Annotated in this window: 21 protein-coding genes; 13 read left to right on the forward strand and 8 right to left on the reverse strand. The window is 62.4% G+C overall.

Annotation, left to right across the window (positions count from 1 at the left end):
- Positions 1-73: 73 nt before the first annotated feature.
- The 4 genes from C8J26_RS19150 to C8J26_RS19165 form a co-directional block, all read right to left on the reverse strand.
- On the reverse strand, positions 74-982 hold the full coding sequence (locus tag C8J26_RS19150; RefSeq protein ID WP_146168918.1) for an FkbM family methyltransferase: 909 nt from the start codon (positions 980-982) through the stop codon (positions 74-76).
- A gap of 83 nt (positions 983-1,065) precedes the next feature.
- On the reverse strand, positions 1,066-2,175 hold the full coding sequence (locus C8J26_RS19155) for a glycosyltransferase (RefSeq protein WP_107959925.1): 1,110 nt from the start codon (positions 2,173-2,175) through the stop codon (positions 1,066-1,068).
- Positions 2,176-2,177: 2 nt separating this feature from the next.
- The gene (locus C8J26_RS19160; protein ID WP_107959927.1) at positions 2,178-3,260 is read right to left on the reverse strand and encodes a glycosyltransferase family 4 protein; all 1,083 of its coding nucleotides are present in this window, start codon (positions 3,258-3,260) and stop codon (positions 2,178-2,180) included.
- Positions 3,260-4,441, reverse strand: coding sequence for a glycosyltransferase (locus tag C8J26_RS19165; protein ID WP_208631473.1), 1,182 nt, complete (start codon positions 4,439-4,441; stop codon positions 3,260-3,262). Before C8J26_RS19165 ends, C8J26_RS19160 begins: the two co-directional genes overlap by 1 nt.
- Positions 4,442-4,828: 387 nt before the next feature.
- Here C8J26_RS19165 and C8J26_RS19170 point away from each other — a divergent pair, with 387 nt between their 5' ends.
- The 5 genes from C8J26_RS19170 (at position 4,829) to C8J26_RS19190 (ending at position 9,041) form a co-directional block, all read left to right on the forward strand.
- Positions 4,829-5,899: an EpsG family protein gene (locus C8J26_RS19170; RefSeq protein ID WP_208631474.1), complete on the forward strand. Its 1,071-nt coding sequence runs from the start codon at positions 4,829-4,831 to the stop codon at positions 5,897-5,899.
- Between the two features lie 129 nt (positions 5,900-6,028).
- Positions 6,029-7,036: an NAD-dependent epimerase/dehydratase family protein gene (locus C8J26_RS19175; RefSeq protein ID WP_107959933.1), complete on the forward strand. Its 1,008-nt coding sequence runs from the start codon at positions 6,029-6,031 to the stop codon at positions 7,034-7,036.
- Positions 7,037-7,282: 246 nt separating this feature from the next.
- Positions 7,283-7,516: a hypothetical protein gene (locus tag C8J26_RS19180; RefSeq protein WP_146168919.1), complete on the forward strand. Its 234-nt coding sequence runs from the start codon at positions 7,283-7,285 to the stop codon at positions 7,514-7,516.
- A gap of 350 nt (positions 7,517-7,866) precedes the next feature.
- Positions 7,867-8,625, forward strand: a complete 759-nt coding sequence (locus tag C8J26_RS19185) for a M48 family metalloprotease (protein ID WP_208631475.1) — start codon at positions 7,867-7,869, stop codon at positions 8,623-8,625.
- A complete protein-coding gene (locus tag C8J26_RS19190) occupies positions 8,622-9,041 on the forward strand; it encodes a DnaJ domain-containing protein (RefSeq protein WP_107959939.1) in 420 nt (139 codons plus the stop codon). Before C8J26_RS19185 ends, C8J26_RS19190 begins: the two co-directional genes overlap by 4 nt.
- Here the strand turns inward: C8J26_RS19190 and C8J26_RS19195 are convergent, their stop codons facing one another.
- Positions 9,042-10,262, reverse strand: a complete 1,221-nt coding sequence (locus C8J26_RS19195) for a sugar transferase (protein ID WP_244185416.1) — start codon at positions 10,260-10,262, stop codon at positions 9,042-9,044.
- A gap of 1,091 nt (positions 10,263-11,353) precedes the next feature.
- Here C8J26_RS19195 and C8J26_RS19200 point away from each other — a divergent pair.
- The 6 genes from C8J26_RS19200 (at position 11,354) to C8J26_RS19225 (ending at position 19,127) form a co-directional block, all read left to right on the forward strand.
- A complete protein-coding gene (locus C8J26_RS19200) occupies positions 11,354-12,745 on the forward strand; it encodes an O-antigen ligase family protein (protein WP_107959943.1) in 1,392 nt (463 codons plus the stop codon).
- Positions 12,746-12,818: 73 nt separating this feature from the next.
- Complete coding sequence (locus C8J26_RS19205) at positions 12,819-13,526, forward strand: polysaccharide biosynthesis/export family protein (protein WP_082445467.1); 708 nt, start codon at positions 12,819-12,821, stop codon at positions 13,524-13,526.
- A gap of 26 nt (positions 13,527-13,552) precedes the next feature.
- A complete protein-coding gene (locus tag C8J26_RS19210) occupies positions 13,553-15,739 on the forward strand; it encodes a GumC family protein (protein WP_107959945.1) in 2,187 nt (728 codons plus the stop codon).
- Between the two features lie 75 nt (positions 15,740-15,814).
- Positions 15,815-17,047: a tetratricopeptide repeat protein gene (locus C8J26_RS19215; RefSeq protein ID WP_146168920.1), complete on the forward strand. Its 1,233-nt coding sequence runs from the start codon at positions 15,815-15,817 to the stop codon at positions 17,045-17,047.
- Positions 17,044-18,321, forward strand: coding sequence for a hypothetical protein (locus C8J26_RS19220; protein ID WP_146168921.1), 1,278 nt, complete (start codon positions 17,044-17,046; stop codon positions 18,319-18,321). The genes C8J26_RS19215 and C8J26_RS19220 overlap by 4 nt, the downstream gene beginning before the upstream one ends.
- Positions 18,318-19,127 carry a glycosyltransferase family 2 protein gene (locus C8J26_RS19225; RefSeq protein ID WP_056420702.1) on the forward strand — a complete coding sequence of 270 codons (810 nt, stop codon included), beginning with the start codon at positions 18,318-18,320 and terminating at the stop codon, positions 19,125-19,127. The genes C8J26_RS19220 and C8J26_RS19225 overlap by 4 nt, the downstream gene beginning before the upstream one ends.
- Positions 19,128-19,134: 7 nt before the next feature.
- On the opposite strand, the gene C8J26_RS19230 is transcribed toward C8J26_RS19225, so the two are convergent.
- The gene (locus C8J26_RS19230; RefSeq protein WP_167398919.1) at positions 19,135-20,166 is read right to left on the reverse strand and encodes a rhamnan synthesis F family protein; all 1,032 of its coding nucleotides are present in this window, start codon (positions 20,164-20,166) and stop codon (positions 19,135-19,137) included.
- Positions 20,163-21,425, reverse strand: coding sequence for a rhamnosyltransferase WsaF family glycosyltransferase (locus C8J26_RS20615; protein ID WP_167398920.1), 1,263 nt, complete (start codon positions 21,423-21,425; stop codon positions 20,163-20,165). The genes C8J26_RS19230 and C8J26_RS20615 overlap by 4 nt, the downstream gene beginning before the upstream one ends.
- 136 nt (positions 21,426-21,561) lie before the next feature.
- On the opposite strand from C8J26_RS20615, the gene C8J26_RS19235 reads away from it, so the two are divergent.
- Positions 21,562-22,485 carry a hypothetical protein gene (locus tag C8J26_RS19235; protein WP_107959953.1) on the forward strand — a complete coding sequence of 308 codons (924 nt, stop codon included), beginning with the start codon at positions 21,562-21,564 and terminating at the stop codon, positions 22,483-22,485.
- A gap of 7 nt (positions 22,486-22,492) precedes the next feature.
- Positions 22,493-23,434, forward strand: coding sequence for a glycosyltransferase family 2 protein (locus tag C8J26_RS19240; RefSeq protein ID WP_279628959.1), 942 nt, complete (start codon positions 22,493-22,495; stop codon positions 23,432-23,434).
- Between the two features lie 31 nt (positions 23,435-23,465).
- On the opposite strand, the gene C8J26_RS19245 is transcribed toward C8J26_RS19240, so the two are convergent.
- Positions 23,466-25,385: a hypothetical protein gene (locus C8J26_RS19245; protein ID WP_107959958.1), complete on the reverse strand. Its 1,920-nt coding sequence runs from the start codon at positions 25,383-25,385 to the stop codon at positions 23,466-23,468.
- Positions 25,386-25,439 lie beyond the last annotated feature (54 nt).

The following is a 25,439-nucleotide window of genomic DNA, read 5'->3' on the forward strand; positions in this document are numbered from 1 at the left end:
TGCGGCTCGATAAACCATGCCGGACGACGTGGTTTTTCAAGATGATACGGTGAGACTAGATGACGGCCTCCCGTTATGCCCCCGCCATAAGCTGAGACAGATCGGCGTCCCGTACCAGATGGGGCAGACATGCGATGTTGTTAAAGTTATGCCCCGGCAACGGGCGTAGCCTGCTCGCGGCATGAAGCCCCTTTTTCTCTTCGATCGGGTAAAATTCATACCCGAAAGGCTTCAGCATGCGAGTCACCTCTTCCGCGATCTCCTCGTTGATGACTTCGATCAGGATCGATGGCCTATCCCGATCGATGATCGCCATCATACCGCGCAGGGCAGACACTTCGTGCAACTCGACGTCGAGCTTGATCAGCGAGACCTTCGCGTCCGCCAGCATGCTATCCAACGTAACGACATCGACCTGATACGATCGGTCGTTAAAACCGAAGCTATTTTCCAAAGACGCCGAATATCCATTTGTGGATGAATCCGGATCAGCAGAATCATGGAAAGTCGCGACCCCATTTTTGTCGGAGACAGCTTTTTCGATTACCTCGATATCGTATCCGTTACCCACGATGTTCCGGGTTAGCTTCTTTGCGATACGCTTGACTGGCTCAAAAGCCTTTACTGTCGCATCCGGATTAGCTGCCTTGGCGAGAAGTGCATAGAGACCGGTATTGGCACCGATATCGAGAATCATGCCATCGGCAATTGCAGCCAGTCTTTCCCATGCTTGGAAGGATGTTGTATCCTCTCCTCTTCGGTCACTGCTCCAGAACAACGAGTTTTCAACGACATCGCCGTAGCTGAACATCCGGAAGCGCCGGCCATGTCTTGACGCAATGGTTATCCAACCATTGATGGGCAGATGCCGGTAAAGGCGCTCAGGAACTCTCATAGCGCGAATAGCGCCGTAGATCGTATTCTGAAACGGAATGTTACTACGAATGTTTTTTACAAAACGAAGGAAACCAGACTCTGCCACAACGGTATTCCTTTTTCATCCGGTCTATACCAATATTAAACCGGCAATTCTCCTAGATCTCATAAAAGCATCCAGATGAAATGTCATGAGCCGCGCATAATCGCCATGTGCTTGTCGATCGCCTCTGTACCCGATAGCGCGTGGGAGCGCTGATACTGATCGGCCGGGAGCGCTGGTTCGCGAAGATCGTGTTCGATCGCTTCGGCCAGCGCCTTCTCGTCACCGCAGCATATAAGCGTACCGAACTTGCCGTCCATGAGTATTTCGCGCGGTCCATTTGGACAATCCGTGCTTATGATAGGCAGGCCGGCATGCATCGCCTCTACAAGGACATTGCCAAAACCTTCAAAGTCCGACGACAGCACGAACAGATGCGCCGCTGCATAATAAGGCCATGGATCGGTCTCGAACCCGACGAAGACGACCGAATCCGTCAAATTCTCATCTGATACTTGCTGTTCGAGCACGCCCCTTAAGGGGCCATCGCCCAAGATGAGCAGCGAAGCATTCACATGCTGACGCACCAGTGCGAATGCACGCAATAGCAGCGGATAGTTCTTCTCGGACTTCAGTGCACCTACAGCCAGGATGCGTTTCGTATCGGCAGGCCAACGCGCCGCCATCTGCTGCGCGTCGGGCAGCCTATCGGGCAATAGTAGCGGATTGTGGATCACCGCAACCTTATGCCGCGGCACGCCGACAAACGAGGCCAGGTCGTCCGCAACTCCCGCCGATACCGCCACCAACGCGTCGGCGCTGAGATATGCCTGACGGGTTATCGCCCGGACCGCTGGATGGCGAAGGCCGTGCGGCATGGTCGATAGCGTCGTATGCTCACTGCCTATGATCCGCGTATCGACGCGCGCCAGCTTGCGCGCGATGACCGCCAGCAACGGCAGAGGCCACATCATCGCCTGCAGGGCATGCGGCCGATACTGACGCAGATAGCGAACCAGCGGTGGGATCACCTGCCGCAGTTTGCGTGCGCCAAGATCGACGATGTTCACGTCCTCCGGCACCAGCGGCAACAGCACGCCGCGCCGGTTCACCAGCACCAGATCGACCGGATGCCCTCGCTCGACGAACCCCTGCATCAGCGCCAGCGCCACGCGTTCGGCCCCGCCGCCACCCAAATCCGGTAGCAGCACCGCGAGCCGCTGGTTGCTTGGCGAAACGCCAACGCCGACCGTCATGGTCAAAGCCCTGAGACCATGTTCAGGACGTCGAGATACTGGCCGCTGGTCGCTTGTCTCGAATATCGCGCAACCGCTTCATGCCTGCCCGCATCACCAATGCGCCGACGTAGATCCGGATCACGGCATAGCCGCTCCAACGTCGCCAACCATTGCTCAGGGGTATCGACCAGGAAACCGTCAATACCGTCGGTCACCTGTTGCGTCGCAGTGCCGATCGCACTCGATACGCTTGGCAAACCGAATGCCATATACTGGATGACCTTGAGGCCCGCCTTACCCAACACCCAGTCGTCGTCGGGCAGCGGGTAGACGCCGATGTCGAGACGCTGCATCTGCGCGACCTCTTCCTTGCGCGACCAGCTCAGAACTTCCAAATCGACTCCGGGCAGATCGTAGCTGAAATTACCGATCACGATCAGCTTATAGTCAACCCGCCGCGCCAGCTCTTGAAATATCGGGCGCAGCAAGTCGAGATATGGCCGCGAACTGAACGTACCGGTCCAGCCAATCACCGGCTTTGCCGCCTGAGACGGCGTATAGCGCGGCCGGAAAACGTCGGTGTCCACCGACGGGTAGATCAGCGTGACCGCGCCGAGCGCGTTGATCGCACGATAGCGATCGACCATGAACGGTGACGCGGTCAGTACGTGATCAGCGTGTTCCAGTAGATAGCGGGCCTTACCGCGCCCTTTCAGTCGCTGACGCAGTCCGCGCGGCGCACCTTCGTCGGCCAGCAAATTGTCTTCGATGTCATAGACGATCGCGCGAGCGCGTTTGCGGGCCAGCCGCTCCAGCCAAGACGTACCGAACGGCGTCACCCACATCGAAATATAGACGATGTCGTAACGGTGGATCCGGGCGAGATCCCACAGTCGGCGCAGATGACCGCGCAGCGTACCCAGCGCCTTTGCGAACCCATGGCCGGGGGCATACGCGCGATCCCACAACGCGCGATCCATGAACGACGACACCGTCACGTCGAAACCCGCCACCCGCCAGTTGTCGAGGTACTGTTCGTATTTCAGCCGCTGCCCGGCAGCGATCCCCTGCGGATAGGGACACAGAACGAGAATGCGCCGCATCACGCGGCCTCGTTGATCAGCGCGGCATAGATCGCCCGATAGCGTGCCGCGCCGTCGTCGAGCGCAAAATGCCGGCGCGCGGAGGCCACGCAACGATCGGACAGTTCGGGGTCTTGCAGCTGATCCAGCAAAGCCCGTGCCGCCAACTCGATCGCTTCGGGTCCCGTATCCATCATCGCGACGCCTACGCCATCCTCTTCGATGATCCGTACCATGTCACCGCAGCCTGCATTGCCGATGACGGGCACGCCGCAGCCTAAATATTCGGCTAGCTTGGTGGGCGCACTCGCGATTTTCGAAAAGAACGGTCGGATCAGCGCCAGTCCGGCATCCATGCGCCGGATCTGCGCGGGCATCGCGTCGCGGCTCGACGCAGCGATCTCGACCGCGGCGGGGTCGATGCCGGTGCGCGCCAGCGCAGCGCGGATCATCGCCTGCTGGTTCTTGTTGATGATCAACAGCCGTGCATCCAGTCGTAGCCGACGGACCGCCGCGAAGAACGCCAGCATCTCGTCGAGCATGTACCAGGTGCCGATCTGACCGACATAGCCGATCGTCAGCGGCCGTGATCCGTCTGTGTCGGGCCCCGGAGAAAACAGGTCGAGGTCGGCGCACGTCGGGATGACCGTGATAGGCGCCGTCGTCTGCCCCAGTCGGGGATCATCGCGGAGGAACGGGACCGAGGCGCGGGTCAGCGTCACGACATGGTCGGCGCGACGCAGCATCGCCTTCTCTATGACCTTCAGCACGCGGTAGACGGGACCGTTCGCGCGGATCAGGCCACCATCGACGCGCTCGTCGGCCCAAAAACCGCGAATGTCGACGACGAGCCGGGCGCGACCGATCAGCGTCGCAGGATAAAGCATCGCAGCGCATAATATGCTGCGCGCATGCAGCAGACGCGCGTCGTGCCGACGCGTCAGACGTGCGGCGAGCAGCATGGCCCCGCCCATATCCCACAACGTCGACAGAATCTTCGGGCGCTTATGGTAGCGACGCGGATGCCAGCTAATGCTCGCCCCCTCGAGCCGCGCGGTCATCCGCGCCACCAGATCCTGCCGAGCGGCATCGTCGGACTTCTCGAAGCTGATGAGGTGGATGTCGTACGTATCAGACAGGATCTCGAGATAAGCAACGACCTGGCTTTCCCCTAGCGGCTCGAGGATTCCATCATAGCACATATAGATAACCGACGGCCTGTTCTCGCCGGAGATGTTCAAGCGCATATCCACGTCGTTTCTATACTATTGCGTATGCGCCGGATCGACGCATCGGAGTTCGGATAGAGCGGTGCTGCATGGGATGCGAGACCTAGCAGGCAAAAGACGCCGGCAAGAAAGCAGAATAGGCAAGAAATTTAGCCGTTTCATAGCACGCATTCGCCCCCGGCCAATAGATTGGAGCGGCAGTCACAGCCACCGGTTGCGTGGGACCGCGCTTGCCACCGCCTCGCCATAAGCTATGTCGGGCGATAGGCTCCCGCTGTGGTCGTGCCTGATGCGATCGGGTAATATCGCTTGCCGAACGTTACCAAGCGTCCAGCACAGACGCGCATCAAGGCTTCGAACGTGATCCCTTATTTCGTGTTGCTTGGCATATGGCTCATCGGCACCGTTCAATTCTCGTCGAGGGCGAATACCGGTCCCGAGCGCTTCCTGTTCGGTGCGGCGCTGGTCTTTACGATCCTGATGATCGGGCTGCGATACCAAGTCGGTGGCGACTGGTCGACGTATGAAGACATGTATCACGACATTTCGATGCAGCCTCTGTCCCAAGCGCTCGAACTGACCGAACCTGCCTACGCATTCCTGAACTGGATATCCGCCAAGGTCGATGGTGGCGTTTACGTCGCCAACTTCGCCTGCGCCCTGGTCTTTGCCTTGGGCCTTTCGAGCCTGGCGCGTAAACAGCCCAACCCCTGGCTCGCCATGACGGTGTCCGTTCCCTATCTCGTGATCGTCGTCGGCATGGGATATACCAGGCAGGCGGCCGCGATCGGCGCGATATGCTGGGCAATCTCGACCGCACGCCATGACCGGGTCTGGCGGATCATCGCCAAGGTCGCGTTTGGGGCGCTGTTCCACAAGACGGCGATCCTCTTCCTGCCCATCCTGCTTGCGCCGGTCGCCAAGCGCAATCTGCTGTTCGGGATCATGGGTTCGATCGCGTTTGTCGCCCTTGCAGCCCTCGCACTCGGTGGCTCTTCGGATCGCCTCGTCGCAAATTACGTCAACAGCGACTATCAATCCAGCGGTGCAGCCATCCGCATCGGAATGAACGTGCTGGCCGCCGCGGTCTTCTTTGCTTTTCGCAAAAATTTCCTGATCCCACCGCCCGAAAAACTGATCTGGACGATCATCTCCAGTCTGGCCGTACTGTCGATTTTCGGCCTGCTCTTTTCGTCATCATCGGTCGGCATTGATCGCCTGTCGCTGTTCCTGATACCACTTCAGGTCTTCGTATATGGCAACATCCCCTCGCTTCCGAACTTTGCCCGGAAATCACGTATTACGACAACTTTTATAATCATATCGTATAGCGTTGCAGTGCAATATGTTTACTTCGTCCATGGGTCTTTTTCCTATACGTGGCTGCCTTATCGTACCATATTGCTTGCCGACACGTCGGGCGAGGTTTGACCACAGCCGCAGCCATTCTGCCCGGCGCCAAACATGGTCTTGCCCGTGGCAGCGCATGCCTTGGCCATGCGTCTTGCCCCCTCCCCCTTTCTGTCCCTAGAGCCAGCTCGATTTTTGGGGAGTGATCGCATGCGCGTTCTTGTTACCGGCGCGGCCGGGTTCATCGGCTTCAACGTCAGCCGTCACCTGCTGGCGCGCGGCGATACGGTACTCGGCATCGACAGTCTCAACGACTATTACGACGTCACGCTGAAGCATGCGCGGCTGGCCGAGCTCGCCACTTTGGGTGACGGCTTCGCGTTCAAGCAGGTCGATTTCTCCGACCATGTCGCGCTCGATGCCGCGCTCGACGGCGAAGCGTTCGACCGGATCGTCCATCTCGGCGCGCAGGCCGGCGTCCGCTACTCGATCGAGAACCCCCGCGCATATCTCCAGGCGAACCTGGCCGGCCATCTCAACATGATCGAGGTCGCCCGGCACCGGCAGGTCGAGCATATGGTCTATGCCTCGTCCTCGTCGGTCTATGGCGGCAACGACACGCTGCCGTTCCGCGTCGAGGACCGTGTCGACCAGCCGCTGTCGCTCTATGCCGCCACCAAGAAGGCGGACGAGCTGATGAGCGAGACCTATGCGCATCTCTATCGCATTCCGCTGACCGGGCTGCGCTTCTTCACGGTCTATGGCCCCTGGGGCCGCCCCGACATGGCGATGTGGCTGTTCACCAAGGCGATCTTCGACGGTCGGCCGATCAACGTGTTCGGCGAGGGCAACATGCGCCGCGACTTCACCTATATCGACGACATCGTCGCCGGCATCATCGCCTGCGTCGACAATCCGCCTGCGGACGATGGCGCGCTAAAGGCAGGCGGCAGCATCAGCCCGCACCGCATCTACAATATCGGCAACAGCCGCTCGGAAGATCTCGGCGAGATGATCTCGCTGATCGAGCAGGCATGCGGCCATCCGGCCGAGCGCCGACTGTTGCCGATGCAACCGGGCGACGTGCGCGACACCTTTGCGGACATCAGCGCGATCCAGCGCGACCTGGGGTACGAACCCCGCACCACGATCGCCGAAGGCGTGCCGCGTTTCGTACAATGGTATCGCGACTATCATGGACTTGAGCATCAGGCCTGACCCGACAACACTGTATAAACCTTTTCGCTATAGTCGCCTTTTGATACCGGACTTTTCGGCAAGCGCGACATATCCATTTTGAATGTAAGTCGGAACTTGTCGCAAGGCGCGGAGTTCCGGCTCCTGCGGCCTTAAACGTTCAAAGTTCGAGAATTCGCCGTGATTTTACGTGACAACGTAAACCATCCCGGTTTATAGGGTCCGCAACATTAGGTTCTCCGATTCCTAGAAAAAGGGGATGAAGGCATGAAATTAAAGTCTCTTTATACGGCGATGGCGGCACTTTCGCTCGTCGCTGCGCCGAGCATCGCCGCAGCAGCGCCTGTCGCTACGCCCCTGACGCAGCCAGCGACCGAGTCGGTCGACGGTGACAACGCGCTGGCCGGTGGTGGTTTCATCATCGCTGCGTTTGCAGTCGTTGCAATCGGCCTGGGCGTCTACGTCGCTGCTGATTCGGACGATTCGCCCAACAGCCCGTAAGCTGATTTGGTTGTGTTCGGTAAAAGGCTCGGGTGGTTCGCCATTCCGGGCCTTTTTCTTGTCTGCACACTCTAACCGTCTGATCGCCCATGCCTTCGATCAAGGTCCGACTTGGACTGCTGGGATGTCTTGCATGCGCAGCGGTCGAACCGGCGAATTGTTGGCCGGCTATCCAGACCGCATCCAGGCCCACCGCGACGGCGAGTACGCTTGTCGATACGGCGCCTAGTTCCATCCCCGCTTGGGCGCTGCCCGGCCGCGAGGAAGATGGCCGGGTCGAACGCATTGCCTTTCGCCTTGCGGTTGCCGGCCGGACGCGGTGCACGATCCTAGCACCGGCCCTTGGCCTTGTGCTTCAGCATCTTTCGCAATTCGAGCTGGCCGACCGTCCCGGCATGATCACCAGTCAGTCGCTCGATCGGGGACCTGGCGTCGTCGTCGTGGTCCCGGATAGTCCGGCAGCTGCAGCCGGGATTCGTCCCGGCGACATAGTGACGACGATCGACGGGCGCGCACTGCCACCCGAAACCGCGCTGTCCGCATCCTTCGATGCATCCCGCGCGCATGCCCGCGCCGATAGTGTCCTGGATATGCTGGAGAACACGGGCACCCGCCGATTTCCGATCACGCTGCTGCGCAAGGATAGCGTACTGGTTGCCGACGTGACTCCCCTGCCCGCCTGCCCGTCGCATACCCACCTTGCGCGCTCGAACCAGCGCAATGCCTATGCCGACGGACGCCATATCTTCCTGACGACCGGCCTGTTGTCGCGGCTCGGCAATGACGACGAGCTCGCCTTCGTCATCGCGCATGAAATGGCGCACAACATCCTGCGTCATGCCACGATCATGCGGGGGGGCGATGTGAAACATGGTCTTGGGCGGACGCTGGGACGAAGCGGCCGGATCATACGCGAAACCGAGCGCGCGGCAGACGTGCTTGGCGGCGCGGTGATGCTCGATGCCGGCTTCGATCCCGTCAGGGGCGCCGCGATACTCCAGCACCTCGGCGGGGGCGATCTGGGTCTCGACCTGTTTGCGGCGCATGATTCCGCGGGCAAACGCATCGCCGCGATGCGCGCCTTGGTGAGCGCACGGACCCCGCGATGAGCCGACGCGATTTCTATCAGGTTCTCGGCGTGCCCCGCACCGCGTCGCCCGCCGACATCCGCGCCGCTTTCGTACGGCTCGCCAAGCACCACCATCCCGATCATGCGGGCGATGCAGGCGATGCAGGCGATCTGCCGGGGCGTTTGCAGGAGGTGCAGCATGCCTATCGCTGCCTGTCGGATGAGCGCGCACGGGCTGCGCATGATCGAGCGCTCGACGACAGCGAACGCCTCCATTTTGCGCGACAGCGTCGCGTGCAGCGCCGTCTTCACCGCTTCGATGGGCGGCACCCTCATGCGCAGCCACGCCCCCAGCCGGATCCTCAATCCCGTCTTCGGCGCATCCGCTGGCGATCGCTACTGGTCGCGACGGTGAGCATGACCATCCTCGCGCGCCTGCTCACCCTGGTTGGCTGATTATTTCGCGCCGAAACCGGTGACCATGATCCCAATGGTGCGGATCGCGATCAGCAGGTCGAGCCATGACGAGAAGAACTTGATGTAATAGAAATCATAGTGGAGCTTGACGTGCACGTCGTCGAGCGCTGCCACATGCCCCTGGTTGACCTGCGCCCACCCCGTGATCCCGGGCCGCACGATATGGCGATAGGCATAAAAGGGCAGTTCATTCTCGTACCATGTCGATAGTGATACGGCCTCCGGTCGCGGACCGATCCAGCTCATCTCACCGCGGAGAATGTTGACGATCTGCGGAAGCTCGTCGATCCGCGACCGTCGCAGGAACCGGCCGATCTTGGTGATGCGATCATCGGCATCGCGCGTGATCGCCGAATGGCGCGCAGCGGCGTCACCGGTCGTCGCCACCTGCTCCACCATCGTACGGAACTTGATCATGTCGAACGGTATGCCGCGATACCCCATCCGACGCTGGCGAAACAGGATCGGCCCGGGCGAACTCGCGCGCACCATGAGCGCGACGACGATCAGCGGCAGTATCAGGATTGGCAGCAAGACGATGCTCGCAACGATATCGAGCGTCCGCTTGATCCCCCGATAGCCGAGCCCCGGCAGCAACGACCCGAAGCTGTTCTCCGAGAGGTGTTCAATCTGGACACGCCCCGTCAGCGACTCCCGCAGCTGTTTGGTATGGTAGACGGGTATTCCGGACAGCGCGGCCTGCGCCAGCATGCGCTCCCATTCGGGCGAGTGATCGGAGCGCAGATCGACGACGATTGATGCATTGGGATCGTTCGGGACGATCGGTTCGACAAGCCTGATCCAGTCGACATCGGGCGTATCGCCGACGATGCCGGTCTTGCCGGAAGGGACATAGTACATGCGCTTGGGTTCGGCACGCTGGTTGAAATAGCCCAGCAGGAAGGTGACGCCGACCGAAGCGAGATAGCCTGCGAGCAGCATCGAACCGCTATAGCTGGCCCGTGAAATCAGCAGCGCGGCAGCCGCAACCCCGAACGTCGTAGAGAAGGCAGGCAGGATGAAGCCGAACGCGCGTGCGCCCGGATACACCGTCATCCTACGGAACACGAGCAGGGCGAGGACCGCTGCAGCCAGCGAGGTCAGCTGCGTATTGACCGTGCTCGCAAGATCAAGGGAAAATGTCCCGAACGTTATCAACGGCGCGACAAGCGGTACAAGATAGGCTGTCAATGCGACCATCAACAGCGGCCTCAGCAAGCGAACGTCAGTGTGACTCGCCCGCGTCGATCGCCCATGATCGCCCATGATCAGCAACACACACCTCATACCCGAGCCCGGGGCCCGAATGCCGTAGTTTCAAGGGGTCGCAACAGAGCCGACCCGCCCTGCAAAACCACGCCCCCCTATGGCGCAGGGTATCGTCCGGCAAGACGCAGAAGCTTACAAATCCCCGTATTCTAAGACAAAGTAGAGTATCGACAGCGGAGGCAGTCAAGCAGGCATCGACCGCAAATGACCGATTGACCGTCCGGGTTTCGCTCAACGCCAGATGATGACCCCGGCATATCCTGCCGTAAGCATGTCGCGCAATAACGGTATTGGTTGCGGCCATACAATCTGCCGATCGCATCATGCAGCCCGATCGCGCGGGACTTTTGTCGTAGACCGATGCGTCATCTAGAACAATGCGCCTCAGCCATGGCCACACTTGCCACAAGAAAGATTCAGAAAAAAAGTCGTACCGACCCGTCTGATCAGCCGGGCGTTCAAAACCCTGCACTGATACGAACCGCCGCCCCCTCCAGGTTCACCAAAGACCGGTTAATACATCGTCTTACAAAGAATTTTGCGGCATAGTACGGCGAACGCCGTGCCCCTGCACTAATGACTTTCTCGCCGCAATTACGTCCGAATGTACATTGTTTCGATAACGGCTATGGAAGAACCATGATGAAACATGATCCGATGTCCACAACGGCGTCCCGATGATTGCGATAACGCGCGAACATATTGCGTATGCTATCATCGCCATCATCGTGATAACCGCGGTCCCCTTCCTCATCCACATGCAGATCAAACGCCACCGCGACCGTTTGCGCAGGCGCGGGATCAAGCGCCACGGGCATTGACGCCTAGCCCTTCCTGCCTCGCAGTCCTCCGCGACACGATGTTCGATCGCGGCGGTCGTAGCAGCACCTGTCCTCGCCCCGAATTGCCCCATCCCAGAGCCCGCGAGATGGATTGAGCCTTCCGGAATCCACTACGGCTTCCGAACCTGTGATAATGTCGCTAGAGCCAACCCCTTCGAGCGATGTGAAAGACGAGTATACATGCTGGGGATCAAAGCCGGAGCTTGGCGTAGTTCCGCACACTTCTATTTGGTCGCAGCATTGATCGTCGCGACGGCGTTGCTGGGCGGTTCCTCGCGTCCCGATGCCGGCGCGCTGCTTCTGTTGCGCCCCGTCGTCGTGGCGCTGCTCGGCGGCGTCCTGCTGATCGCGGGCGGTGCCGATCGGGCGATCGCGCGCGCGCCGGGGATATTCCTTGCGCTTTTCGCCGCCACCATCGCTGTCCAGCTCATCCCGCTGCCACCACAGATATGGCTCGCGCTGCCGGGGCATGGCCTGTTCGCACCGTCGTTCGATCTTGCCGGACCGGCGGCAGGATGGCGCCCGATTTCGCTCTATCCCGATCTCACGCTCAATGCGCTCATCGCGTTGTTGCCGGCGCTGGTCGTCATTCTGGGCTATGTGCGGCTGAACCCTGCGCAGCGACTAAGCCTCTTGCCGTGGCTGGTCGCGATTGCCGCAATCAGCGCCATGCTGGGCCTCGTCCAGATCCTCGGCGGCGGGAACAGCCCTGCCTATCTCTATCGCCCGACATCGCAGGGCCTGCCCGTCGGGCTGTTCGCCAACCGTAACCATCAGGCGGTCTTCCTCGCGCTGGCGTTGGCGCCGCTGAGCGTCTGGGGATTGCGCGGCAGCGGCAAGGTGGCCTTGCCGATCCGCGTGGCGTTGGTGGTCGGTGGCCTCTTGCTGTTCATGCCCGTCATCATCCTGACCGGATCGCGCTCGGGCCTTATCATGGCGTTCGGCGTTCTTTTGCTGCTGCCGTGGATCCTCCGGGTCAGCTTGAAGCGTCGGCTCGGGAATACGCGGTCGCAGATCGTGACCTATGCCGCGCTCGCGGTCGTCCTGCTGGTCGTGGCGGTGATCGGCTACATGGTGTCCAGCGATCAGGCCACGTCGATCAGCCGCCTGCTCGACACCAACGAACTGCGCGCCGAAAAGCGCATATTGGCCGCCCCGGTGATGATCCAGATGCTCAAGGACTTCTTCCCGGTCGGCCTTGGCTATGGCGCGTTCGAACCCGTCTTCCGGGCCTATGAGCCCGATGCGCTGCTGACCCCGACCTATTTCAACCGCGCGCATAACGACCTGCTGGAACTGGCGATGTCAGGCGGACTGTTCACCATCGCGGTGATGCTGGTGTTCGCCGGCTGGTTCATGCATCGGTGCATCGTCCTGGTTCGCAGCAATGAACGCGGTCTGCCGGCGATCTACGCGCGGATGTCGGCGGTGGTGATCCTCGGCCTGATCCTGGCGAGCATCACCGATTATCCCGTTCGCACGCCGCTGATCACGGCGGTCTTCACTCTGGCCTGCATGTGGCTCGAAAACGGCTATCGCAGTTCGCCCAAACTGCTTGAAGGCGAAGGGTGAATTGCAAAATGTGCAGCATATCGCTAGGCACCCGGCAGCCTCGTGCGCCCTGCACGGTGGGGATTTGATACGTATGAATATTCGGCTTGGAGTAGCAGCGTTCCTTCTGCTCCTTTCCGGGGGATGTGCATCCCCCGACAAGATGATCGGGCGCTCCGATCTCACGGTCATGGAGTTCTCCGATCTTCCGGCGCCAACCGATGCCGACCAGATTCTGGAGCGCAGGCCCTATCTGATCGGTCCGCGCGACAAGGTGGTGATCGAGGTCTACAACGTCCCCGAGCTGACCCGCACGCTCCAGGTGGACGCCAACGGCCAGATCTCGCTGCCTTTGCTTGGTACGATAGATGCAGCGGGCAAATCGCCGGCCGAACTGTCGCGTCTCATCACCGCCGGCCTGACGGGGCGCTTCGTTCGCAACCCGCAGGTGACGGTGAATGCCGATACGACCAACCAGATCATCACCGTCGATGGACAGGTGAAGACTCCGGGCCTGTATCCGGTCCTCGGCAAGATGACGCTGCAGAAGGCGATCGCCTCGGCGCAGGGCGTGACCGACTATGCCAATACCAACTACGTGGTCGTGTTCCGCAAGGTCGGCGATCGTCAGATGGCCGGGGTCTATGACCTGCGCGCCGTCCGACGCGGCCAGTATGCGGACCCCGAGGTCTTCACGAACGATATCATCTTCGTGGGCGACGACGCCAACCGCCGCCTGATTCAGACCCTCATCAGCAGCGCTGCGCTGTTGAGCGGTCCGCTGATCGCCATCCTGAACTGACCGCTCGAGAATTACGGATACATCGCATGAACAGGATGATCGAGCAGGGCGTCGGGGCCGCGGACGCAACCGCGCCGCGAACAATGACGCCACATCTTCAGGAACGATCGGCGCCGTCGGCTCTGGCCGAGATACTGTCGGTCATCCGACGTCGGCGCACGTTGATCGCGGTCATCATCTCGGCGCTGCTGGTGGTCGGGCTGCTGTTTTCGCTGCTCGCAACGCGCAAGTACACCGCGTCCGCGGTGCTCGAGATCCAGCGCGAGACCGGCAGCTTCGTGAAGGTCGAAGGCGCGACCAGCAGCGACAATATCGCCGATCAGGAATTCTATCAGACGCAATACGGCCTGCTGAGCTCGAAGTCGCTCGCCGAGCGGGTCGCGAACGATCTGGCGCTGTACAGCAACACCGACTTCCTCAAGGCGGCCGGTATCATCGAGGACGATGATGCGGCGACGCCGACCACCGCGATCTCCGCGCAGGACCGTCGGAACCGCACCAGCGCAGCGGCCGCCTATCTTCTTGCCCGCTTCAAGGTCGAACCGGAGCGTTTCTCGCGTCTGGTGACGATCGAATTCACCGGGACCGATCCGGCCCTCACCAAGCGTGTCATCGACACCTGGAGCACCGACTTCATCCGCATGACGCTGGCGCGCCGCTACGACGCCACGTCCTATGCACGTAACTTCCTCGAGCAGCGCCTGGTACAGCTGCGGTCGCGGATCAACGACAGCGAGCGCCAGCTGGTTGATTACGCGTCCCGCCAGGGCATCGTGAACCTGCCTGCCAGCACGACCGGGGGCGAGCGCTCGATCGTTGCCGAGGATCTTGCCAACACCAATGGCGAACTCGGGCGTGCCGTGGCCGATCGTGTTCGTGCGCAAAGCCGTCTCAACAATGGCGGTGCGGTCGATGAGGCGCTGGGCAACTCGACGATCAATTCGCTGCGTCAGCGCCGGGCCGAACAGGCTTCCGACTATGCCAAGATGATGGCGCAGTTCGAACCCGGCTATCCGCCCGCGCGGGCGCTGCGTCAGCAGATGGCGCAGGTCGATCGTTCGATCGCGCAGGAGGTCAGTCGCGTCCAGCGGACGCTGCAGGAATCCTTCGCATCGGCCGAACGCCGGGAAACCGAGTTCCAACAGCGTATGAAGACGCTGAAGTCGGGCGTGCTCGACTTCCGTCGGCGCAGCATCCAGTACAACATCCTGCAGCGCGAGGTCGACACCAACCGCCAGCTCTATGATGCACTGCTTCAGCGCTACAAGGAGATCGGCGTCGCTGGCGGCGTCGGGGTCAACAATATCTCGGTCGTCGATACCGCCGAACTTCCGACCCGGCCGTCCAGCCCCAAGCTGCTGCTGAACATGGCGATCGCGCTGGTACTGGGCATCGGCCTGAGCGCCCTGGCAGCCTTCCTGCTCGAGCAGATCGATCAGGGTATCACCGATCCTGGTCAGGTAGAGGGCGCGCTCGGCGTTCCTCTGCTGGGCACGACCCCAAAACTCGCAGGCGATCCTGTCACCCTGCTGGGGGATCGCAAGACTGCGATCAGCGAAGCCTATCTGTCGGTTCAGACCAATCTCGGCTTCTCGACGCATCGCGGCTTCCCTGCCTCGCTCGCGGTCACAAGTTCGCGGGCCGCGGAAGGCAAGTCGACGACCGCGTTTGCGATCGCGCAGTCGCTGGGTCGTACCAAGCGGCGCGTATTGCTCGTCGACGCCGACATGCGCTCGCCGTCGGTGCACCATCTTCTGAGCCTGGCCAACGACCGGGGCTTCAGCAACTACCTGACCGGCGAGGAGGATCTCGACAACCTGATCGTCCGCGCACCGAACGAGCCGATGGCCATCATGACCGCCGGGCCGCAGCCGCCCAGCGCACCGGAATTGCTGTCGGGCGATCGCTTCCGCACGCTGATCGGTGAATTGCTGGCGCGCTACGACCATGTCGTGTTCGACATTCCGCCCGTCATGGGTCTCGCGGACGCCCCCCTGATCGCCAGTGCGGTGGAAGGCGTGGTGTTCGTCATCGAGGCCAGCGGGACGCATGTGTCGATGGCCAAGGTTGCGCTCGGCCGGTTGCAGAATGCCAATGCGCGTATCTTCGGCACGGTGCTGACGAAGTTCGACACCAAGCGCGGCCTGTTCGGCTCGGGCTACGAATATGGCTATGGCTATGGGTACGGCGATACCGCCAAGAAGCCTGCTTAACGATTGGTTCGCGCGATGACTTCCACGTCCCGCCGTTTTCCCGGCATCGCTCACAGGCAAGGCATCGCGTACAAGGTGGCGGTGGGCTTGGTCCTGATCGTGCTGCTCTGGCTGTCGGTCGCGGTGTCGTTCGAGGGCGTCTTCGCGCGGCGCGACCCCGTGGTCGCGTTGCGGTGGGCGCCGTGGAGCGCACAGGCGAAGATCGTGCAGAGCACCGCGCTGGCGACCGACACGGCGACGGATATGGCGGGCAGTGCCGCGACCGCCACGGGTGCTGGCACGGCGGCCGATCCTGCCACGATCGCCAAGGCCCGCACGCTGGCGCAGCAGGCGCTGGACCGGTCTCCGGTGCAGGCCAGTGCGGCCCGCGCGATCGGCGTGGCCGCGCTATCGGCACGGGACAATGCGACGGCGGGCCGCGCCTTCACCTACGCCGCGCGCCTTTCGCGACGCGACTTGCCGACGGAACTCTACTGGATCGAATCCAATGTGACGCGTGGCGATATTCGCGCCGCCTTGCATCACTATGATGTCGCCATGAGCGTTTCGGTGAAGAGCCGGGCGATGCTGGGCAACATCCTCATCGCGGCCTCTGCCGAGCCCAATGTCGCCACCGAGCTTGCCAAGCTTCTCAAGACCCAGCCGCGGTGGCTGCCCGAATTCTATCAGCGGCTGATGGGACAGGGGGAAAATCCCGCAACGTTGGCGTATATCGCAAACGTCATGGCGTTCGACGGGCGCGACCCTGGACAGGCCCCCTTCGTCTCGATGACGCTCAACCGCCTGGTGGCGCTGGGCGCCTATGGCGAAGCGCGCACGCTGTACCGGCGGTCAGTCGGCGGGGCGGACGAGACGGTTCGCAACGCCAGCTTCGAGCGGGCGAACACGCTTCAGCCGTTCGACTGGATCATCGCTAGCGAACCCACCTATTCGGGGATCATCGAGACGCGCACCGGCTGGCCGCACGGCAATGTGCTGACGATCGCCGGGACCGAAGCCAATGATGTCGCGCGCCAGCTGCTTCTGCTCGTGCCCGGGCAATATCGCCTGTCGGCCGATACGGCCAATGTGCGTCAGGAACGCGAAACCCGCCCGCTGCTCACCATCAGCTGCGTTTCGGACAATCGTGCGGTGATGTCGGCGCCGTTCGCCGCTGCCGGCGCCAAGCCCGCTGCAATGCAGGGAATGTTCACCGTACCGGCCAACTGCCCTGCGCAATGGATCGCGATACGCAACACGCCCTCGTTCGACCCGGTCGACAGCGATCCCTGGATTGATCGGATCGTCGTTCAGCGCATCGGTCGATGATGAACGCTATCACGATCGAGAGCTCGGTCGGCACGGCGACAGGGTATCAGCGCTTCATCCGGACGCCGCTGTTCGCGGCGCTTCTTCTCGGCATCATCCTGGCCACGCCGTCCGCGGCATCCTATCTGTTTCTCACATCATCGCAGGCCGTCGGCACCGCGGTCATGGCGGCAGTTGCCAGCCTGTTACTCGCGCCTGTCGTCCGGTTTCGGATCAGGGTGTTTGCGATGGTGATCCTGGTTGCGGCGATCTTCGGCCATTTCTTCGTTGCGCGCTACATGATCCCGGCCAGCACGGGGCGGTTCGCCTCATCGCTGGTCCTGCTGCTGGGCGTGATCCTAGCCGCGCATTTCGTGGCGCAGTGGCTGGTCGAGCTCCCCGACACGGTGCTCCAGCGCGCGCTGCACTGGCTCAGGATCGGCATGGTCCTGGTCGCGATCCTGTCGATCCTGCATCTTGAACCCCGTCGGTTCGATCTCAGCGTTCCGGAAAAGGCGATCTTTCCGTTCACCGAGCATTCCCATTTCGCGCTGGTCTTCACCCCGCTGCTTCTTGACGGATGCGTTCGCGCACGCGGCTGGCGCCGGTCGGTATGGCTTGTCGTCGGACTGCTGATCGCGCTGCTGCTACAAAATTTGACGGTATTGATCGGCTTTGCCCTGGTCGCGCTGATTACCGCTCCGCTGTGGCAGATCGTCATCTTAACGATCGTTATAGCCGGTGCGGCCCTGAGTATGGATCTGACCTATTATCTCTCTCGCCTCGACCTGTCGGCTGACACGACCAATCTCTCCGCGCTTGTTTATATCCAGGGTTATGAATTCATGATCGATAGCTTCGACCTGACATCGGGTTGGGGCATGGGCTTTCAGCAACTCAGCGTAATTCCCATGAAAAGCCTAGCCTCGAACGTTATCTATGCAATCACGAGGGGTGATTCACTCAACGTGTATGATGGTGGCTTTGGCGTATCCAAGATCGTCAGTGAATTTGGCGTTTTCGGCATAGGGATGACGCTCTATTTTGCAGTCCTTGCCAGCAGGCTTGCTCTTCGCCTGCGTAAGGCGGCGCTCGGCAAGGCCGCACCGAATTTGAGCATGATAGCCCCTTACAGCTTCATCGTCGGTTTCGCGGTCGAGATGTTCGTCAGAGGCGTGGGATATTTTTCCGGTACCGTCTTCATGCTTGTCGTCGCGTATCTGTTCCTGGAATTTCGTCGGGATCGAACAAGACTGAGCGCCCCCGTCACGCAGGATCGCGAGCAGTTCGCATGACACGGTCATCAGCCCGGAACGCTACCCATGCGTGCGATGCGGTCATCGTCAATTTCCGCACGCCCGAATTGGTCGTCAGCTGCGTCCGCTCGATACGCGACCACGGCATCATTCCCGATGATCAGATCGTCGTCGTCGAGAATGGGTCGGGCGACGATTCGGCAACGCGACTGCGCGCCGAGCTGCCGGACATCCCGCTGGTCGTCACGCAGGACAATCAGGGCTTCGGCGCGGGCGTCAATCTTGGCGTGGCGCACACGCAGAGCGAATTCATACTCGTCCTGAACCCGGACACGCGGTTCGTGGATCGGTCGTTCGCCAAGGCTGTCGCGTTGCTCCGGGCCGACCCGACGATCGGGATCGTCGGTCTCGATCTGCGGAACGTCGATACCAGCCGGCAATATTCGGCGCGGCGCTTCTACAGTTTGGTCGACATCGCGATCCGTCGTTCGCGACTGAAACGTCTGGCGCCGTTTGCCAGGCGCGATGCACGCCACCTGATGACGCGCAGCTGGGTGGGCGACAGTTTCGCAGCCGATTGGGTGATGGGGACCGGTTTCGTCATCCGTCGTGCGGCATTCGATGCGGTCGGCGGCATGGATACCGATTTCTTCCTCTACATGGAGGACGTCGATCTCTGCCAGAGCGTGGCCGATGCCGGTTGGCGCGTCGTCGCCGCGGTCGATGCCGTGCTGATCCACGATCATCAACGCGCCAGCGCTTCCGGCCCCTTGTCCCGAAGCGGACGACAGCATCTGCGCAGCCTCGCCCGCTATGTCCGAAAGCACGGCATGCGGCCGTTCTGACGGCGGATCAGCCTCGGCGCTGCAATTTCATCCTTGCGCCGATGGCCTTGGCGATCCCCCAGCGCGGCGCCCACATCGCAGCGATCACGGTGCGGCTGAGCGCTAGCAGCAGCCGCGATCGGGTACGCCCGGCGCGATAGTCCGCCAAGATCAGCGGCCGCAGCTCGGGCCAGTAGATCGGCCGCGACCGGCTCATCAGCAGCATACCGGGTCGCCGCGCCGTTCCGCGGCGCGCAATATCCGCTTCGATCGGCGCGACCATGTCGGGTGCATGCCGGGCGACCACGTCGCGCCACTGGCCGATATCGCCGATCCGCATCAGGTTGAGCCGTAGTGCCTCGATCTTGAGGAACGGTACGCCTGCCTCGATCAACGCGCGCCAGAGCAGATGCGCGGGATTGTAAGGAAGTGCGCTGGCGATTCCGGCGCGTCCCGCAAGCGTGAAGGCGGCGTGATAGCGCAGCCCCGCAGCCGCCAGATTGCGCGTCAGGCCGATCTCGTACCGCAGTACCAGCGCAAGCTTGCTGCCCATCTCGGGCATCGGTGTGCGCATGAGCGCGGCAAACGCGTCCGAGGTGTAGGCGGCAGGGCGCAGCAGCACGAACCAGCTCTGAAGATGCGGTGCTACCTCGAGCGATTCCAGCGCGCCGTAGAAATCCGCCTCGGTGTCGACCAGAGTCTCGACAAAGGCGGGCAGGTCGCCGAGCGGCGCGTAGACGCTGTCATTGGCGAGCAGCAGCAGTTCGGCTTCGATCGGGAACAGCTCGAGGCAGGCCTCGATCCATCCGCCGAAATCCATCCCGCGGTTTTCGCGCAAGGCGATCTCCGCGCCGACCGCGCGCAGCTTGGCGCATTCCGCATCAGGCAGTGGCGACGTCGACAGGACGAGAACCGTGAAGCCTGCCGCACCGAGTGCTTGAAGATACCGCAGGACATGCTCGGCAACTACCGCATCCTGATGATAATGCGCGAACAGGCAGAGGCGGCGTGCGCGACGCAGGCGCTCAAGGTCGACCTGCGCCCATGGCTGGTCGCTCACGAGGAAGCGCCGGGCCGCGCAACGTCGGCCAGCGCCGCCACGACCGGGGCGAAGCTCGTGGCCCAGTCCCGACCGAGCGCCGCGCGATCGAAGGCGGCGCGCCGGGTTTCGGTGTCGCCGACCCGCTCGACCCCTGCCCTGAGTGCATCGAGCAGTCCGTCGATCGACAGCGGGGCATAGAGTATGTTGTCGCAATAGTCGTTGGTGCGCCCCTTAGGCCCGAACCGATTGGTGACGACGACGGCGCCGCTCGCGGCCAGATCGAGCGGGGGATAGCTCGGATGCGGCGTATACATCAGCGACAGGCCAAGATCCGCGGTCCGCACCAGTTGTGCATAATCGGCCCAGGGTACGGTGTCGTGATACTGGATCGGGCGGCCGGCGATATCGATCCGCGGCACATCGATCCCGAAGAAGTGCACGTCCCAGTCTTCGACCGGGAACAGGCCTTCGGCAAAGGCACGCTCCAGCGTTGCGATACCGCGTAGAAACAGGTTCCGGGGGTGATTGGGCCGCGCATAGAAGAACAGGTTGCGCCGCCCACCATGCGCGATCGGGTAATAGATCGACGCGGGGAATGCGGGCTCGAACGCGATCCCGTGCGCGGTCGGTCCGGCCGTGGCGCTTTCGCAAAAATGCGTCAGCAGGAGCTGCGTATTGACGACATAGCGCAGCCGCGTGTCGTCCAGTACCTCGGCACACAGCAGCTGCTGGTCGCCCCCGGGGTAGAACATTCGCTCGTCTTCCTGCAGCAGGTACACGATCTGCTCGAGCGGCACCGCGTGGCGGGCCGCCCAGGTGCTCCACCAGGACGTGGTGAGGACCAGATCCCGGGCTCCCAGCGGTACGGGCGCATCACCTGCAGCGCCGGTGAAGTGGCGAACCTCGATGGGGCCACCGAATGCCGCCCCCTGAAGATCGAGCAGCGCATGCAGGGCCGGCAGGTCGTGGCGCTGCTGGCGCGTGACGATGCAGATGCCGCAATCCCGCGCCTGCGCCAACGCAACCGCCAGCAACAACGCCGTCCCCGCCCCGCCCATCAGCTGTTCGGGAACGATGCTGTCGATCACGAGCATGATCCGGGGTGGCAGCGCGGGATCGTGGATCGTCCGCAACGGCCGCAAGTCCCCCAGCGCCTGCTGCGTGAGCGTCGCTACCGACTGCAGCCTCGTATCCTGGCGACGGCGCTTCATCACCCGGACAATCGGACGCTGGAGCTGAACGGGCAGCGCAGCAAAGGCGCGCCGAAGAAAGGCCATGAAAGTCCTAAATGTCATCGCCGAAGGTTCGCCGGCACACGATCGTCCTAATCGGCCGATCCGCGCGCCTCAAGCCAATGCGGGTTCCACCCGTCTAAAGACCATGCCGGTTCCACCCGCCTCAGCCCGATGCGGCATGGCAGCATTTGCGAATGCGCAGGCGCTGGTCCAGAGCGTCGCGATGCCGTCACCTCCCACTCTGCCCGTCCGCGCCGTTCCGGGTACCGTGTCGCCATGGACGTTCGCCCGATCGCGTCCCTGGCCACGGGCCTATGCCGGTCGGTTGCGCGCGATCGTTCGCAGCCTGCGCCCGGCGCCCGATCGACGCGAACTCAAACCGGTTACACCGCGTCCACGCTGGTCGGTCTATTTCCTATGGGCACCCGACGGCCAGCTGACCCCTGCCCATCGCTTTACGCTGGCAAGACTGCGCGAGCGGGATGCCGGACTGCTCGTGGTGGTTGCCGCGCCGACCCTGTCGCTCGTCCCCGAGGCAATGCACGACATGGTGGATGCGCTGTGGTGGAAGGCGCTGCCGGGCTATGATTTTTCGGGTTATGCGATCGGCCTGCACGCGATCGCACAGGCCTCACCGGGCGCCGACGTGTTCGTGATGAACGATTCCGTCATGGGTCCATTCGGCGATTTCGAACCACTGCTGGCCGAAGCACCGTGGAACCTGAGCGGGTTCACGGCCGCCTCGCTGTTCGAGAACCATATCCAGAGCTACGCCTTCCAGCTGCGTGCCGTGACGCCGGCGATGATGCGATCGCTCGGCACGATCTTTCCGCTGCGCTGGCGGCTAGACCGGTTCCAGGACGTTGTCTTCGGGCAAGAAACCCGTTTTGCCCGGGTTGCGAGCCGCAGCATGACGGTCGGTGCCTGGTGGTGGTACGACACGGGCTATGGTCTCGACCTAGTGCTGAAGGAGCCGTTCGCGCTGATCGAAGCAGGCTACCCGTTCGTCAAACGCTCGTTTTTCGGAAAATATAGCGGCGTCCAGGACGCCGAACAGATCCATGCAACGCTGGCCGCACTCGGTCACCCACCCGTCGAATAGGTACCCCATGCGCTTCCCTCCCCCGGCCTCTTCGCCAGCTTCGTCTCCGGCCCCTTCCCCGGCCACGCGTACGCCCCCTCGCATCGCGATCGTCACGGTCCTGTACAACAGCGTGCCCGTGCTCCCCGACTTCCTTGCGTCGCTGTCGGCACAGACGGACGAGAACTGGCAGTTGATCGCGATCGACAATGCCTCGTCCGACGCCAGCGTGGCGATGGTGCATGCGTGGGGCGACACCTCAGCGATGGTCGTCGCCAACGACACGAATGTCGGGTTCGCCGCAGCGACCAACCAAGGCATCCTGCTTGCACAGGATGCCGGGTTCGATGCGGTGCTGCTGCTCAACAACGATACCGTGTTCGGCCCGGACTTCATGGCCCGCCTCGCCGATGCGGCGCGGACCGTGCCGGGCGACATCCTCGCACCCGTCGTGCTGTACGACGACGCGCCCGACCGCGCCTGGTTCGCGGGCGGCCGCTTCACCTGGTGGCGTGGTGCGTTCCAGCCGCACGCCAGCGAGCATATCCCGCCGGGCGATGCGCCGAGCTGGCCCGCCGATTTCGCGCCGGGATGTGCGCTGCTCGTGCCGGTCGCGGTGTTTGAGCGCATCGGCCTGCTCGACGAACAATTCTTCGTCTATTGGGAGGACGCCGATTTCTGCCTGCGCTGCAAGGCGGCCGGCATCCCCATCACCGTGCTGCGCGCGCCGACGATCCGCCACAAGGTCAGCACCCTGACGCAGGGCGAGACTTCGGATTTCTCCGTGCGCATGTATCAGGGCAACCAGATCCGGTTTCTGCACAAGCATCTCGGCATGCCCGCGACGCTTGCGCAACTCCCCTTGCTGACGGCCAAGGCGTTGCTGCGGTACGTGGCCAGACGCGAGCGCTGGGCGACGACGCGGTTGCGGCTGACGACCATCGCTTCGGCGCTGAAGACCCGACCCTGACGCCGTATCGGGCTTGGGGTCGGGCTCGACGTCAGGCCGAGGTTCGACCGATGTGAATCGCCTTTCGCGTTGCGCTGCCGACGATCGCGACGCCGATATGGGGGCTGCGCCAGTTCGCGCGAATGCTCAGGGCCGCCTCATCGTCCGATCGCGCGAACAGTGGCTGGAGATGCCCCTGGACCAGCCGATAAACCGCCATCGCACGACGACCCTGGCCGTCTTCCGCCTCGACGACGATCTCTCCCTCGGTCCCTGTCAGAGCCAGCGTCGCGCTCGCCCCCTCGATCCGCGGCAGTTCATCGGCGAAGCATTTCACGATCTCGATCCGCTCGATCTCGATCGCCTGGCCGTTGTTGCTGCGCTCGAGGTAGAAGCCCTGCCGGTCCGGCGACGCAGCGGGCACGGTCGTCTCCCAGCTCAGGCGCGCGAAACGGGGCGATAGCGGGAAGGATTGTGGGGCACCGCCCCCTGCACCGAGCGCTCCGATCGTCAGCGTCTCCTGCCCCGCGACCGTGCGAGCGGTCAGGACATAGCGATAGCGATGGCCGGATACGAACCGCTCGTCGTTTGATGCGAACGAGAAGGACGCCCGCGATGGCAGGCCGTTCAGCACCACAATCCGGTTCCCGCGCGCCATGACGAAGCGGTGGGCCTGGTCGCCGAACAGGACGGGGCCGAACATGCTGCAATTGGTCCCGTCGATCGTCGATGCCGGATCGGTATTCGTGGCATAGCCGTTCCAGCGGCCGAAGCCGGGGGAGCGGAAGGCAAAGGCGCAGGTGTTGATCTCGTTGAAGAGAAACGGCACCGCATCGATGTTGCGGCCGGTTTGATCGACCAGCTTCAGATAGGCCGCGCCCGCGGACACCGGCTCGCCGGTCGTACCGGGATCGACGATCTCGCCCCAGGTCTGTCCCGCGGGCTCGTAGCGATAGACAAAATCACGCGCGTATTTGACGCCGTCGATCCGGTTGTTCGCGACGATCGTGGTAAACCGCTCGCCCCCCCCGTTGACTCCCAGATGCGGCGCGTCGACCGAGGAGGCATCGATAAATCCGGTAAAGCTGCGGACCGAGGCATCGGAGGCGCCGGTAAAGCCATGCTCGAGATAATTGTCGCGAATGCGCGCGTGGCGGCCTGAGGATTTGACGAAGATGCACGCGTCGCTGCCCGCCTGAAGCAGATCATTATGTTCGATGATATTCTGCGACCCGAACGAGGATACCGACAGATCCAGAACGTGATAGCGGCTCGCAAGGACCGACCGGTTGTGGCGGACCGCATTGAGGTCGCAGCCCTGGAGCAGGATGTTGGTCGAGAACCCCTCGATCTGGCACTCCTCGATCACGCCATCGAACATCTTCGTCCACGCGATCCCGGTGCCGGTGCCGCGATCGCGCGCGACGATCCTGCAACCGCGTACCAACGGCACCATACCGTAAGGAATATTCGATCGCGGCCCGTCGCCAATCTGGCCGCGCTCGGGATCGTTGAAGCGGATGGGAAAATCGGCGGACAGGAACAGGTTGGCGATCATCGGCATCGGCTGCTGCCCCGTCGCCGTATCCTGCGTATACCACAGACAACCTCCACCAGGCACGGTGTTGACGATCGCAGCACCGGTGCCCGATCCGACCCGCGCCAGCCCAGCGACGATCTGGCCAGGCTTCACTTGCAGCGCGCGCGTGATCCGGAACCGCCCTTCGGGGATGATCACGGGCAGCCCCGTATCGAGACACGCCTGCAGCGCGGCGGTATCGTCGGTCGTCATGTCGCCCTTCGCCCCGAAGGCGGCCGGCGTGGCGATCCTGCCCGACAGCGCGGTAAACTGCCCGGCAGGCCCCTGCGCGACCTTGGCGCCATCCTGTCCCCGCACGGCAGAGGAACTCAGCACCGACCCCGCCACCATGGTAAGGATCAGGTTCCTGCGCGTCGCTGCGATATCATCCACACTGAAAGTCCATCGTTCGAGGTAAAGGCACTCTTCGTCCGATCCGGCGCCGGA

It is taken from the genome of Sphingomonas aurantiaca, assembly GCF_003050705.1.
GTDB lineage: Bacteria > Pseudomonadota > Alphaproteobacteria > Sphingomonadales > Sphingomonadaceae > Sphingomonas > Sphingomonas aurantiaca.